This window comes from Sinorhizobium sp. BJ1, assembly GCF_002531555.1.
In the GTDB taxonomy this organism is placed as follows: domain Bacteria; phylum Pseudomonadota; class Alphaproteobacteria; order Rhizobiales; family Rhizobiaceae; genus Sinorhizobium; species Sinorhizobium fredii_B.
The window spans coordinates 132,475-146,923 of the sequence record NZ_NWTH01000004.1 but is presented as its reverse complement, the minus strand read 5'-3'; the positions used below and the strand labels follow the sequence as shown (position 1 = coordinate 146,923).

Genomic DNA, 14,449 nt, shown 5'->3' with positions numbered 1-14,449 from the left:
GACCGTGCGACCGGCGAGCATCCCGCTACCGTCGTCATCCTCGGGCTTGACCCTGGGCTTGACCGAGGATCCACTCACAAGCCGCTAAGGGCAGAGCAGGCAGCCTAACCTCCTCACCGCAACCTTCCGCAGAAGGCGTCGTAGCCGGCAAACGTGATCGCGTTGTCGGCAAAGGCGGGCGCGAATCCGGGCATCGGCAGAACCTGGGCGACGGCCATGTCGGCGGCAATCTGAACCGTCTGCGGCTCCCCTGTCAGGTTGAAGACGAAAAGCAGCGTCTCGCCGCCTTTCTTCCTGGTGAAGGCCAGCAGATCCTGATTGGTCGCGAGGAACGCCATGTCGCCATCGACGAGCGGCGCATGCGCGCGGCGGAAAGCGAGCGTCTGGCGGTAATGCTCGAGCACCGAGCCGGCGACACCCTCCTGCGCATCGACCGCCAAGGCGCGCTGTTCCTCGCGCACCGGCAGCCAGGGAAAGCCGGTGGAGAAGCCTGCATTCGCCTCGTCTCGTTCCCAGACCATCGGCGTCCGGCAGCCATCGCGACCCTTGAAGGCCGGCCAGAAGCGGATGCCGTAAGGGTCGCGCAACTCCTCATAGGTCAGTTCCGCCTCCGCCAGACCCAGTTCCTCGCCCTGGTAGAGGCAGATCGAGCCGCGCAGGCTGGCAAGCAGCGAGACCGCGAGCTTCGCGACCCGTTCCCTGTCGGCCTGGCGCAGCGCAAAGCGGCTGACATGGCGCATGACGTCATGGTTGGAGAAAGCCCAGCACACCCAGCCGTCTGTGACGATCGCCTGGAAATTTTCGACGCATCGGCGGATGTGGCGTGCCGAGAATTCCGGGCCGAGCAGGTCGAAGGTGTAGCACATGTGGAGCTTGTCGGCGCCGCTCGTATAGGCAGCAACGGTTTTCAGCGACCGGGCGCCGTCGCCGACCTCGCCCACGGTCGTGCGGCCGCCATATTCGTCGAGCAAGGCCCGCAAGCGGCGCAGGAAATCGACGTTCTCCGGCTGGGTCTTGTCGTAGAGATGGTCCTGCATACCATAGGGGTTGACCTCGGGGGCATCGCTGCTCGTCGCGTCCGGATCCGGAATGAGCGGCGGGTTGTCCCGCAAGTGCCGGTCGTGGAAATAGAAATTGACGGTGTCGAGCCGGAAGCCGTCGACGCCTCGATCCAGCCAGAAGCGCACCGTAGCCAGCAGCGCCTCCTGGACCCCGGGATCATGAAAATTGAGGTCCGGCTGCGACGTCAGGAAATTGTGCATGAAATATTGCCTGCGCACCCCGTCCCACTCCCAGGCCGGGCCGCCAAAGATCGAAAGCCAGTTGTTCGGCGCCGTGCCGTCCGGCTTCGGATCGGCCCAGACATACCAATCCGCCTTGGCATTGGTTCGGCTCGAACGGCTCTCGACGAACCAGGGGTGCCGGTCGGAGGTGTGCGAGATCACCTGGTCGATGATCACCTTGAGCCCCAGCCGATGCGCCTCCGCCATCATCGCATCGAAATCGGCAAGCGTGCCGAACATCGGATCTACGTCGCAATAGTCGGAGACGTCGTAACCCATGTCCGCTTGCGGCGATTTGAAGAAGGGTGACAGCCAGATGGCGTCGACCCCGAGCGAGCCGATATGCGAAAGACGTTCGGTGACACCGCGCAGGTCGCCGATGCCGTCGCCATCCGTATCCTGGAAGGAACGCGGATAGACCTGATAGATCACCGCGCCGCGCCACCAATCGTCGCCAAATCCCGAACCGCTCGCCATCCGCATACCCCGCCGTTCCAACTGCTGCCCGAAAGATGTATCGCTGCAAATTCACCGAGTAAACGGCACGCGCAACATTCGCTTGCTGCGAAGTCGACAGATCGCTAACCCATTGGCGGCGACACGGATGGAGGAGGAAGAGCGAATGGCAGGCAGCATGCTTTCAATCGGCGAATGCATGGTCGAACTGATGCAGGCGGAAGGAGGCATGCTGCGCAAGGGCTATGCGGGCGATACGTTCAACACCGCCTATTATGCGCGCCTGTTCGTGCCGGCCGGATGGAACGTCGACTATCTGACCGCCGTTGGAACCGACGTGGTATCGGAGGAGATGCTCGCCTTCATCGAGGACACCGGGGTCGGTACGGCGCATGTCGCCAGAATCGAGGGCCGCATGCCGGGGCTCTACATGATCCATCTCAAGGACGGTGAGCGCAGCTTCTCCTACTGGCGCTCCACCTCGGCCGCGAAGCTGCTCGCCGACGACCCGGATCGACTGCGGGCAGCGATCGAGTCGGTAGACCTCGTCTTCTTCTCCGGGATCACGCTCGCAATCCTTGCTCCAGATGCGGCGGAAACCCTGCTGGCGGAACTGCGGCGGGCAAAGGCGGGCGGCAAGCGCGTCGTGTTCGATCCGAATATCCGCCCGCGCCTTTGGGACGACGCCGCACGGATGCGGGCGACGCTGGAAGCCGGCGCGCGGGGAGCGACGATGCTGCTGCCAAGCTATGACGACGAGGCAACGCACTTCGGCGATGCGTCGGTCGGCGCGACGATAGAACGCTATCGCGGCCTCGGCGTCGAAGAGATAGCGGTCAAGGACGGCGCCAATGGCGTCACGCTCCAGTTCGGCGAAGGGGAGCGCCTGCATGTCCCGGCCGCCCCTGTGTCTCGTATCGTCGACACTACCAGCGCCGGGGACAGCTTCAATGGCTCGTTCCTCGCGCGCCTGGCCGCCGGCGACAATCCGGCCGATGCAGCCGCCTTCGCCGCACGCGTCGCCGCAGCCGTGATCGGCCATAATGGCGCGCTGGTGGAACGGGAGAAGTTGCCAGCGGCTCGATAGATGGACTTTTCAGCACATCGACGGGCGCCGCTCGAACCCTTCTACCTCGCCGCCACTGTTCTCCCCTCATTCCTCTGCTCGTAACAGGAATCCAGCCACGGCGCGTCCGTGCCGTGAAAGACACTCGAGGGTCAGATCACCGCCTCTTGCGCGCCTTCGATTCGAAAGGATTGTCCGAAGCGCGGAAATGGATGCGGATCGGCACGCCCGGCATGTCGAAATCGTGGCGCAGGCCGTTGATCAGGTAGCGGACATAGGATTCCGGCACCGCCTCGGGGCGGGTGCAGGAAATCATGAAGCCGGGCGGGCGGGCCTTCACCTGGGTCATGTATTTGAGCTTTAGGCGACGGCCGGAGACGGCTGGCGGCGGGTGCTGCACCTGCTGCGATTCCAGCCAGCGATTGAGGCGTGCCGTCGAGATGCGCCGGTTCCAGACCCTGTCCGTCTCGATGATCGCCTGCATCAGCCGGTCGAGGCCATAGCCCGTATGGCCGGAAATCGGCACCGCGCGGATGCCGCGGGCCTGCGGCAGCAGCCGTTCGGTCTTCTCGCGTAGATCCGCAAGCACCGCCTGCCAGTCCTCCACCAGATCCCATTTGTTGAAGGCCAGGACCGCCGCACGGCCTTCGCGCAGCACCAGATCGACGATCTGCAGGTCCTGTTTCTCGAAGGGGATCGTGGCGTCGAAGATGATGACAACCGTCTCGGCAAAGCGAATCGCTCGGAGCGCGTCGGCAACCGAAAGTTTTTCCAGTTTCTGCTGCACCTTGGCCTTGCGGCGCATGCCGGCCGTGTCGAACATCTTGATCGCGCGACCGCGCCAGTCCCATTCGACCGAGATGGAATCGCGGGTGATGCCGGCTTCGGGACCGGTCAGCAGCCGGTCTTCGCCGAGGAAGCGGTTGATCAGCGTCGACTTGCCGGCATTCGGCCGGCCGACAATTGCGACGCGCAGGGGCTTCGTTTCGTCATAGGCAGGCTCGGCCTCTTCGTCGTCCCCCTCGTCTGCACCGGTCGGACGGATATCGACATCGGTCTCGGCGACGTCTTCCGCTGGTGGGAAGGCCCTTTCCTCGCCGAGTGCGGCGACGATCGCGTCGCGCAGGTCGAGCATTCCCTGGCCGTGCTCGGCCGAGATCGGGCACGGCTCGCCAAGCCCGAGCGTGAAGGCGTCGTAAAAGCCGCCGTCCGAGCCGCGCGCCTCTGACTTGTTGGCGACGACGATGACGGGTTTGCCGCGCCGGCGCAGCATTTCGGCAAGGGTTTCGTCGGCCGGCGTCAGGCCGGCTTTGGCGTCGATGACGAACAGTGACAGATCCGCCTCGTCGATAGCCTGTTCGGTCTGCGCCCACATCCGCCCCTGCAGGCTGTCGGGTGCCGATTGCTCGAGACCGGCCGTATCGATGATGCGAAATTTCAGGTCGACGAGCTTCGCGTCGCCGGGGCGGCGGTCGCGCGTGACCCCGGGCGTGTCATCGACGAGCGCCAGCTTCTTGCCAACCAGACGGTTGAACAAGGTCGACTTGCCGACATTGGGACGCCCGACGATGGCGACGGTGAAACTCATATCAAAGGCCTCAGGCTTTGCCGCTCGCTGCAATCACATCAAGCAGCATCTGTGCCCGGTTGACGACGCCGCGCGGGCTTTCGGTATCTTCGGCGATCTGCTGAAACCAGCCCTTCGCCTTGGTGAAATCACCCGCCTTGTAGGCGGCAAGGCCGAGCGCCTCGCGAGCCGAATGGCGCATGGCATTCTGCGGCACCGCCAGTTGTTCGACCTCGGCCGAGACCTGATCGTAGGTGCCGGCATCGATGAGCAGGTAAGCGGCGCGCAACCGCGCCGCATCGCGCAGCGCCGCCGGAATGCGGGTGTCCTTGCCGATCTCGGAGAACGCCGCGACGGCCGCTTCGGTTTCGCCCTTCTGCGCGTTCAGCGTCGCCGCGCGCAGCCGCGCGAGAACCGGATAGGAACCGTAACCCTCCTGTTCCAGCTTCGTGAGTGCGGCGAGAGCCTCCTCCGGCTTGTTTTCCTTGGCGAGATCGAGAGCCACGAGAAAGGCGTCCCCCGACTGCGACGAGGAACTCTCCTGCCAATAGTCATAGCCGACCTTGCCGACGGTGCCGAGAACGATGAGCGCCGCAATCCCGATGATGATGCCGCCAAACCGCGTCCAGATGGCCTTCATCTGGTCCGAGCGGAGTTCTTCGTTGACCTCGCGGATAAAGCTGTCGTCCTGGTTTGCCATCTATCGCCCCGGCCTTCTGCACGCTGGCGCGTAGCCCCGACAATCAACACCGATGTCCGGAGGGGATACGCGCAATCTCAAACTGTTCGAGCACCCGTTGCGCGTCCGACGGGACGCGCAACGCTCTTTGTGGATTTTGCGCCTTCTACCCGATTTTGCGCCGCTTGTAAGGGGGCCGGCGAGATTTAGCCCATAACGACGGGCGCGACGCCGATCAGCCAATCGTGCAGCTTCCAGATAAAGAGCACAAAGACCACGAGCCCGAGGACGATCGCTAGCGCGTCGTTGCCCGCCGACTTGAACACCGGCAGCACGGCTTCGCCGGCACGCTCGCGGCGCTTCAGCGAGATGCGCAGGATCACCGCCCAGGCGAGAAAGGAACCGAAGAGCAGGACCGAGGACGTCTCGCCATTCGCAAGCAGGTGTGCCAGCGCCCAGATCTTGATCGAAAGGATCTGCGGATGCTTGACCGCGACGGCGATGCGCCCCGCCGGCAGGAAGCCTGCAGCAAGGAAGACGAAGGCAAAGAGCATCAGCAGAAGGGCGATATGGCGCAGGAACACCGGTGGGTTGTAGAGGATTCCCGTTTCGCCGCGCGCCTGGCCGAAGCCGTAGATGATGAGACAGAGACCGACGAGGCTGACGAGGGCATAGAGCCCCATCCATGTGCCCATGCCGCGGCTCTCGATGACGCCGGCACGAATACCGGGCGCAACCACACGGACGAGGTGCATGCCGAGAAAGATCACGATACCCAGAAGCAGAAGCGCCATATCACACCCGATCTTGAAACGTTGCCCGTCTAAAGCGAGCGCAAGAGCTGCACGCTCGTCCCGCTTTAATACTTTGTTCACCATCGCATAACGGTATCCCCCGCGAATTTCCAGTCAGATCAAAGGATTGCCGCATTGTTGAAGAAGGGACGACGCGAACAATTCGTCGCAGTTCCTCCGATTCTCCCAAGAAGTTATTGAATGACCCGCAATATTCTCGCGCTCTCGCTTTGTCTTTTGCCCACGCTCGCGCTTGCCGATCCGCCGTCGGCACCCGCGACCGCAAGGAATAAGCAACTCGTCATCGTCTCCTTCGACGGTGCGCACGACAATGCGCTTTGGGAGAAGAGCCTCGCCATGGCAAAGCGCACCGGCGCGCACTTCACCTATTTCCTTTCCTGCACCTTCCTGATGACGAAGACAGACGGCAAAGAGAGCTACAGGGCGCCGGGCCAGAAGTCCGGCCGCTCGAATGTCGGCTTCGCCCAGAGCCGCGAGGAGATCGCCATTCGCGCCGGCCATATCTGGGAGGCGCATCTCGAAGACCACGATATCGGCAGCCATGCCTGCGGCCATTTCGACGGCAAGGGCTGGAGCAAGGCGGCCTGGGAGAGCGAATTCGCTGCCTTCCGCACGGCACTCGTCGACGCCTGGAAAAAGGCAGGGAAGCCGGAGGCCGAACCGCAGGGCTGGGCGGAGTTCGCCCGCAGCGGCATCAAGGGTTTCCGCGCGCCCTACCTGTCGGTGAGCGAAGGACTCATGCCGGCGCTCGAAGTCTATGGTTTCAGCTATGATGCGAGCCTCGTCACCAAAGGTCCCGGCTGGCCGATCGCGCCGGACGGAATGCCGCGCTTCGGCCTGCCGCTCATCCCGGAAGGCCCCTCGCACCGGCCGGTGATCGGCATGGACTACAACCTCTTCATCCGCCACTCGATGGGCGTCGAAAACCGGAAGGACAGCGCCCGCTTCGAGGAACGAACGCTTTCGGCCTATCGCGAGGCATTCCGCAAGGAATATGACGGCGAGCGCATCCCGCTGCAACTCGGCTTTCACTTCGTCGAGATGAATGGCGGCGCCTATTGGCGGGCGCTCGACCGCTTCCTGACGGAAACCTGCGGCAAGCCGGACGTCGCCTGCGTCAGCTATGCGGACGCCTTGCCGATGATAGAGGACGCCAGAAAGAAGGCGGATCGCTCCGCCTTCTGATTGCTGCCGTCACAGAGCGAGTTCTTCCTTGCCGCCTGCCTCGATGAACTGCCGGTCGATGTCGGGCAGCGGCGCTTCGTCGAGCACGGACTCGAAAGCGCGGAGACGTTTGTAGATAGAAAGAAGCTCGACGATCGTCGGCCAGGAATTGACCAGATATTGGAAAGACGAGCTCACCTGGCCAAACGCACCGGAAATCTGGTTTAGCGCACCAAGCGAAATCTTACCCGCGATAATCGACGGCGCGAGGATTAGCAGCGAGAAGATGTTGTTGATCTGCAGATAGAAAATGCGGGCGATATTGAAGTACAGATAGTGGAAATACAGCCGGAAATAGTTCATGCGCACGTTGCTGAAAAGCTCCGTAACGGTTTCCGGCTGGGCGCGATCGATGTGATCCTCGCCGTAAACCAGCTCCTTGCGATAGGCGGCTTCCACACGCTGGTTGCGAAATTCCAGTCCCGGCAGCTTGATCCCGACCAGGGCGAGGAACACGGTACCGAAAAGCGACCACAGGACGGCTGCCGTGACCAACGGGTAGGGAATGCTGCCGACGATCGGTAGTTCGGTGACGTTCTCCGAAAGCCTGATCAGAACAGGCGTGAAGGCGATCAAAGTCATGACACTGTCAATTAGGCTGACGCCGAGCCCTTCGACCGTCGAGGAGAAGCGCATCGTATCTTCCTGTACGCGCTGCGATGCACCCTCGATGTGACGCAGTTTGCCCCAGTTTTCCATATAGTATTCGTTCATCGCCGTACGCCAACGGAAGATGTAATGGCTGACGAAGAAACGCGTCATGACCGCGACTGCCACGGCGACCATGGCGATTCCGAGGAAGGTGCCGATCTGTGCGTAGAACTCTTCCGCCGTGACAACAGCCGCCTTGGAAACCGCGGCCTGGATCAAGTCCCAGAAGGGTCCATACCAGTTGTTGATCGCCACGCTCACCTGCACTTGGAAGTAGGTGACGAAAAGGATGAGAGCGGATCCCCAGATAGACCAGCTCTGCCAGCGATGCGGAGCGTAGACCTGCCAGAAGGTGGCGAAAATTCCCACCACCAAAGCAAAGTAGATATAGAACCAGAGGAAGGCAGGCGACCAGAAGGCCGAGATACCGACGATCGGCGGGGCATCGGCCGGCACGGGCGGCAGGCCAACGAAAGCGCCGAAGCTTTCACCCCAGCCGTACCAAAAGCCAACTGCAACCAGCGACCAGATAATGACGGAGATGAAAAACTGCTTCGGCTTGGGGAAGAAGGATTGGAACAAGGGACGGCACTCGCGTTTCTTGGAGGTCAACGACTTGCCTCCTGATGCGGCCGAAACTAGGGCAAATTGCGTGCGGCAACAATTACGCAATCTGAATGTTACTGTTATTTCATGAATCTCTGGCGCGGAAACGCCGTCCCGGGCGCCCGAAAAGCTGCGCTTCACCGATCCAGCGCGACCCTGATCCTGCGCAGTTCCAGGACCACCACCATCCCGCAGCAGAACAGGACGACGGCGGCCACCAGCGTCGGCAACGCGAAACTTCCGGTCCGCTCAGCAAGCCAGCCGGCGACGAGCGGCCCGACGATCTGGCCGATGCCGAAGGCGGCGGTCATCAAGGCGAGTGCCCGGCGCGGGCTTTCGGGTGCGAGCTGGCGGCCGATCTGCACGCCGTAGGCGGTGACCATCATGAAGGTGGCGCCGAGCATCAGCCCGCCGACGAGAGGGGCCACGGCCACTGGCAGCGAAACGGTCAGCACGAGCCCGACGGCCTCGACCAGAAGCCCCGCGGCATAGACGCCGGTCAGGCCGAGGTGCGGCACGGCGAAACGCCACAGATAGACGGAGAGCGCACCGCTGACGCCGGTGATCAGCCAGGCGAGGAACTCGACGCTGTGGCCGCCGCTGGCATCGCGCGCCATGGCGACCAGGAAGGTCGCTGTGATCACGTAGCCGAAGCCGAAGAAGCCATAGGTGAGCGTGACCGCGGTCAGCGGCCGGGTCCAGGTAAGCGGCGCCTCCCGCTCAGCCCCGTTCCCCACGTGATGGCTCGCCGGCAGGAGCGCGGCAACAAGAGCCGTCCCCAGCAGCGCCACAATCGCGCCGGTGAACCAATCCGCCTGCGAGGCCGAAAGGCCGGTGACGCCCGCGAGCGGTGCCGCCCAGACGCAGATCGACGAAAGCGCGATGCCGAAGCCGACGCCGCCGAAATGCACCGAGGGCACGTGTTCGGATGTCGCGCGCAACCCCTGCCCCAGCACGATCCCTGATACGAAGATCATCGCGAAGGCGCTCGCCAGACCGGCAAGGAAACGAATGATGCAATAGACGAGAACGGACGACGTGAGCCCCATAGCCGCCAGCAACAGCGTCGTTGCGAAAAGTGCCGCAAGGCCGATCCGCCGCTCGTGCCCGTGCGCCCAGCCATAGGCGGCGAGCACGGCGCCCGCGAGATAGCCGACGAAATTGGCCGAGGCGATCAGCCCGGCATCCGCCGGCGAAAGCCCCGCATCCGCCATCATCGCCGGCAGGATGGGCGTGTAGGAGAAGCGGCCGAAGCCCATCGCGACGGCCATGGCGACGGCCCCGGCAATCGCCGTCGCGGCGAGGCTGCTGCCTGCGGCCACGTCGAGCGTAGAAGACGAAATCTTTGCTGCTTGTCCCTTGCGAGATGGATCAGCGCCGTCGCTCTTCTCGGCTTGCCTCGTGTGGCTGTCCTCGCGATCCGGCAATCTGTGGAGCGTGCTCATGTCTCCTTTATTGCATCGCAGCAAGAAGGCGACAAATCATAATAATTGAAGCTTCGATTGATGGAATCGAACGATCGCGGCCGTGGCCGCACGACCCGACGCACTTGCTCAGCCCGGCAGGGTCACGACCAGCGGCCCGCCGCGCGTCACGACGACCGTGTGTTCGTACTGCACGGTCGGGGCACGCGGCTCGCTGTAGAGCGTCCAGTCATCCTCGCCGCCTTCGGCCCAGTGCGCGCCCATCGATAGGAACGGCTCGACGGTGAAGACCATGCCCTCCTTCATCCGCCGACGCTCGGATGGATCCGGCCAGGTGGCGATCTCGGCCGGCTCCTCGTGCAGCGACCGGCCGATGCCGTGGCTCGCCAGGTTGGTGACGAGCGAATAGCGGTTCCTGCGGGCAAATTCGCCGATGGCGTTGCCGATCGCCGCCAGCGTCTGGTCCGGCCGCACTTGCTTCAAGCCCACCCACATGGCCCGCTTGCCGTCGCGGCAGAGCCGGTCGATCGCCGCGGTCACCGGCGGGACCGGGAAGGAAGCGCCCGTATCGGCAAAGAGACCGTCCTTTTCGGCGGAAACGTCGATATTGACGAGATCGCCGGCGCGGATCACCCGGTTTCCGGGGATACCATGGGCGATTTCCTCGTTGACGCTGATGCAGGTCGCACCGGGAAACTTGTAGCAGAGCTCCGGTGCCGAACGGGCGCCCGCCTCCCCGAGCACCTTGCGGCCGATCGCGTCGAGTTCCGCCGTGGTGATGCCCGGTTCAAGCGCCGCGCCCATCGCCTGCAGCGCATTGGCGCAGATGCGGCCGATTTCCTTCAGCCGCTCAAGATCTTCGTCGTTGTTGAGGGTCATGGTGTCTCGCTTTCGCAGCCACATGTAGCGTGCCGGCGCGGGCGATGCCAGTGCCGCAGGTCGCTGCAGCCCCTACTGACGCTCTGCCGCCAGCATCTCGCGCACCATCGGCGCGACCTTGGTGCCGTAGAGTTCGATGCCGCGCATGATCTCACCGTGCGGCATCGGACCGATCGCCATCTGCAGCAGGAAACGGTCGTTCCGGAAGAGCTTCTGGTGGGCGACGATTTTTTGAGCGACAGTCTCGGGATCGCCGATGAACAGGTTGCCGCTCGGGCTACGCGCCTGGTCGTAATGGGCGCGGTTCGTCGGCCCCCAGCCGCGCTCGCGGCCGATACGGTTCATCACCTCCGCCTGCGGCCCGTAGAATTGATCGGCGGCCTCATCCGTCGTGTCGGCGATGAGGCCGTGCACATTGATGCTCGTCTTCAGCTTCAGAGGATCTTGCCCGGCGCGCCGCGCCGCTTCGCGATAGAGGTCGAAGAGCGGCGCGAACCGCCGCAGTTCGCCGCCGATGATCGCAAGCGCCATCGGCAGGCCGAGCGCGCCGGCACGCGCGACCGACTGCGGCGTACCGCCGACGGCGATCCAGAGCGGCAGCGGGCTCTGCAGCGGCCGCGGATAGACGCCGCGATCGTTGATCGGCGGCCGCATTTCACCGGACCAGGTGACCTTCTCGCTGTCGCGGATTGCCAGCAACAGGTCCAGCTTCTCGGCGAAAAGCCGGTCGTAGTCCTCGAGAGACTGGCCGAAGAGCGGGAAGGATTCGATGAAGGAGCCGCGCCCGGCCATGATCTCGGCACGGCCGTTGGAGATGAGATCGAGCGTCGCGAACTGCTGGAAGACCCGCACCGGATCGTCAGAGCTCAGCACCGTCACCGCACTCGTCAGCCGAATGTGACTGGTGCGCGCCGCGGCGGCCGCGAGGATCACCGCCGGTGTGGAGGCCGCATAGTCGGGCCGGTGATGCTCTCCGAGCCCGAAGACATCGAGGCCGACCTGATCGGCAAGCTCGATCTCCTCGAGCAGATTGGCAAGGCGGCGCCGACCTTCCGCACCCTTGTCGGCCGCATCCGGATCCACATCCGCAAAAGTATAAAGCCCGAGCTCCATGACGCCATCCTGTTGTCGATCGCCCAGAGATAATTGGCGGTCGACCGGTCCGCAAATGCGGGTTCGGAAACACACCGTTTCCTATCGCGGAGAAACGGCGACCTAAGCCGCCATCAGCGTCCGCTTCACCGCGCTGCGCCAGCCTTTGAGTTTCCCCTTGCGGGTCGTCCCATCCATCTGCGGCTCGAAGCGCCGGTCGCGGGCCCAGGACTTGGAGAATTCCTCCTGGTTGGGCCAGACGCCGGCACGGCTGCCGGCAAGCCAGGCGACCCCGAGCGCTGTCGTCTCGAGGATAACCGGGCGATCGACGGGGGCATCGAGAAGATCGGAGAGCCTCTGCATCGTCCAGTCGGATGCGACCATGCCGCCGTCGACGCGGAGCACCGTATCCTTGCCGTTGCTGCGCCAGTCCCTGTGCATGGCGTCGAGCAGATCGCGTGTCTGGTAGCAGACAGATTCCAGAGCGGCGCGGGCGAACTCGGCCGGACCGGTGTTGCGCGTCATCCCATAGATCGCGCCGCGGGCATCCGGATCCCAATGCGGCGCGCCGAGCCCGGTAAAGGCCGGCACGAGATAGACCTCCTGCGTCGGATCGGCGCTCTCGGCAAGCGTGCCGGTGTCGGGCGCCGCCTTGATGACCTTGAGCCCGTCGCGCAGCCATTGGACGGCAGCGCCCGCAACGAAGATCGAGCCTTCGAGCGCGTAGGTCGTTTTGCCATTGAGACGATAGGCGATGGTGGTCAGCAGTCGGTTCTTGGAGCGAACGATATCCTTGCCGGTGTTGAGCAGCGCGAAGCAACCGGTGCCATAGGTCGATTTCAGCATGCCAGGCTTGAAGCAGGCCTGGCCGATCGTCGCCGCCTGCTGGTCGCCGGCAACTCCGAGGATCGGGATCGCCGCCCCGAGGAGGGACGCCTCCGTGATGCCGAAGTCGGCGGCGCAATCCTTCACCTCCGGCAGCATCGCCCGCGGAATGCGCAGGATTTCGAGGAGCTGGTCGTCCCAGCTATTGTCGACGATACTGTAGATCAACGTGCGGGAAGCATTGGTCGCATCGGTCGCGAAGGATTTGCCGCCGGTGAGCCGCCAGATGAGGAACGTGTCGATGGTGCCGAAGCACAGCTCGCCCTTTGCGGCGCGCGCCTGCGCTCCCTTCACATTGGTAAGCAGCCAGTTGAGCTTCGTGCCGGAAAAATACGGATCGAGCAGAAGTCCCGTTTTTTTGGTGAAGGTCTTTTCGAGACCTTTCTTCTTGAGCTTGTCGCAGAACGAGGCGGTGCGGCGATCCTGCCAGACGATCGCGTTGTGGATCGGCTTGCCGGTCTCGCGATCCCAAACGACCACCGTCTCGCGCTGATTGGTGATGCCGATCGCCGCTAGATCGCTTGCGGCAATGCCGGCTTTCTCGATCGCCTGCCGAACGGTGAAGAGGACCGTTTCCCAGATTTCCTCCGGGTCGTGCTCGACCCAGCCCGATTTCGGAAAATATTGCCTGAATTCTTTCTGGCTGGCGCCCGCGACCTGCTGCTTGCCGTCGAAAACGATCGCCCGCGTGGACGTCGTACCCTGATCGATTGCAAGAATATATCCGCCCATATGCCCCTCCTCGGCAAGCAACAGAGGCTGCCCTTCCTCTACAGGCAGTCTTCGAAAGACTTCAATACGATGGGAAAACGAATGTCAAACGAAAACAAAACGCTACTCTTCCGCCCGTCGAAGCATGCCACCAACTCTGCGTCGCCGGCCGGAAAAACACAATTGTCACCGCCGCGCTTTTGCGCGTAGGCTGAGGCTGTTGCGTCGCAATACGAGCGCGCGCGACGAGTAAGAATGCGGCATGGTCTTGCGCCTTGTCCCAACGCATGATGGGACGGGATCTGCGGCCGAGGAGAGATCGAGAATGACGAAGACAGCGGTCATAACGGGTTCGACGAGCGGCATCGGGCTGGCCATCGCCAAGGCCTTTGCGAAGAGGGGCGCCAATATCGTGCTGAACGGTTTCGGTTCGGCTGACGAGATCAGGACGGTGACGGACGAGGTCGCAGGCCTCGGTTCCGGCACGGTGCTCTATCACCCCGCCGATATGACGAAACCGGCAGAAATCGCCGACCTGATGGCAACCGCCGTCTCGCGCTTCGGCGGAGCCGACATCCTCGTCAACAATGCCGGTGTCCAATTCGTCGAAAAAGTCGAGGATTTCCCCGTCGAGCAATGGGACCGGATCATCGCCATCAATCTCTCCTCCTCCTTCCACACGATCCGGGCGGCGATTCCTGCCATGAAACAGAACGGCTGGGGCCGCATCGTCAATATCGCCTCGGCGCACGGCCTCGTCGCCTCGCCCTTCAAGTCCGCCTATGTGGCAGCCAAGCATGGTATCATGGGTCTCACGAAGACCGTGGCGCTCGAGGTGGCGGAAAACGGCATCACCGTGAACTCGATCTGCCCCGGCTATGTGCTGACGCCGCTTGTTGAAAAGCAGATACCGGACCAGGCGAGAACGCGCGGCATCACCGAGGAGCAGGTGATCAACGAGGTGATGCTCAAGGGCCAGCCGACGAAGAAGTTCATTACTGTCGAGCAGGTCGCCTCGCTGGCGCTCTATCTTGCCAGCGACGAGGCAGCCCAGATCACCGGCACGCATGTCTCGATGGACGGCGGCTGGACGGCGCAATAGAGCGGGATC

General features: G+C 63.3%; 12 protein-coding genes. 3 read left to right on the top strand and 9 right to left on the bottom strand.

The window, feature by feature from the left end; all coding sequences use genetic code 11:
* Window positions 1-113 precede the first annotated feature (113 nt).
* Window positions 114-1,760: an alpha-glucosidase family protein gene (locus CO676_RS06805; protein WP_097520324.1), complete on the bottom strand. Its 1,647-nt coding sequence runs from the start codon at window positions 1,758-1,760 to the stop codon at window positions 114-116.
* 145 nt (window positions 1,761-1,905) lie between these two features.
* Between CO676_RS06805 and CO676_RS06800 the strand changes: the two genes are divergently transcribed.
* On the top strand, window positions 1,906-2,826 hold the full coding sequence (locus CO676_RS06800) for a sugar kinase (protein ID WP_097520046.1): 921 nt from the start codon (window positions 1,906-1,908) through the stop codon (window positions 2,824-2,826).
* Window positions 2,827-2,962: 136 nt separating this feature from the next.
* On the opposite strand, the gene der is transcribed toward CO676_RS06800, so the two are convergent.
* The 3 genes from der to CO676_RS06785 all read right to left on the bottom strand — a co-directional run bounded on the left by der (window position 2,963) and on the right by CO676_RS06785 (window position 5,845).
* Complete coding sequence (gene der / locus CO676_RS06795) at window positions 2,963-4,393, bottom strand: ribosome biogenesis GTPase Der (RefSeq protein WP_097520045.1); 1,431 nt, start codon at window positions 4,391-4,393, stop codon at window positions 2,963-2,965.
* 10 nt (window positions 4,394-4,403) lie between these two features.
* A complete protein-coding gene (locus CO676_RS06790; protein ID WP_014765398.1) occupies window positions 4,404-5,072 on the bottom strand; it encodes a tetratricopeptide repeat protein in 669 nt (222 codons plus the stop codon).
* Between the two features lie 185 nt (window positions 5,073-5,257).
* A complete protein-coding gene (locus CO676_RS06785; RefSeq protein ID WP_097520044.1) occupies window positions 5,258-5,845 on the bottom strand; it encodes an NnrU family protein in 588 nt (195 codons plus the stop codon).
* A 201-nt stretch (window positions 5,846-6,046) separates the two neighbouring features.
* On the opposite strand from CO676_RS06785, the gene CO676_RS06780 reads away from it, so the two are divergent.
* Complete coding sequence (locus CO676_RS06780) at window positions 6,047-7,051, top strand: hypothetical protein (protein WP_014765400.1); 1,005 nt, start codon at window positions 6,047-6,049, stop codon at window positions 7,049-7,051.
* Between the two features lie 9 nt (window positions 7,052-7,060).
* Here the strand turns inward: CO676_RS06780 and sbmA are convergent, their stop codons facing one another.
* The 5 genes from sbmA to glpK form a co-directional block, all read right to left on the bottom strand.
* Complete coding sequence (sbmA, locus tag CO676_RS06775; protein WP_041415541.1) at window positions 7,061-8,323, bottom strand: peptide antibiotic transporter SbmA; 1,263 nt, start codon at window positions 8,321-8,323, stop codon at window positions 7,061-7,063.
* Between the two features lie 161 nt (window positions 8,324-8,484).
* Window positions 8,485-9,792: an MFS transporter gene (locus tag CO676_RS06770; RefSeq protein WP_179875421.1), complete on the bottom strand. Its 1,308-nt coding sequence runs from the start codon at window positions 9,790-9,792 to the stop codon at window positions 8,485-8,487.
* Between the two features lie 108 nt (window positions 9,793-9,900).
* A complete protein-coding gene (gene map / locus CO676_RS06765) occupies window positions 9,901-10,650 on the bottom strand; it encodes a type I methionyl aminopeptidase (protein WP_097520043.1) in 750 nt (249 codons plus the stop codon).
* A gap of 72 nt (window positions 10,651-10,722) precedes the next feature.
* Window positions 10,723-11,763, bottom strand: coding sequence for an LLM class flavin-dependent oxidoreductase (locus tag CO676_RS06760; protein ID WP_097520042.1), 1,041 nt, complete (start codon window positions 11,761-11,763; stop codon window positions 10,723-10,725).
* Between the two features lie 102 nt (window positions 11,764-11,865).
* Complete coding sequence (glpK, locus tag CO676_RS06755) at window positions 11,866-13,359, bottom strand: glycerol kinase GlpK (protein ID WP_097520041.1); 1,494 nt, start codon at window positions 13,357-13,359, stop codon at window positions 11,866-11,868.
* A gap of 304 nt (window positions 13,360-13,663) precedes the next feature.
* Here glpK and CO676_RS06750 point away from each other — a divergent pair, with 304 nt between their 5' ends.
* Entirely contained in the window at window positions 13,664-14,440 is a 777-nt protein-coding gene (locus tag CO676_RS06750; RefSeq protein WP_097520040.1) for a 3-hydroxybutyrate dehydrogenase, read from the top strand.
* Window positions 14,441-14,449 lie beyond the last annotated feature (9 nt).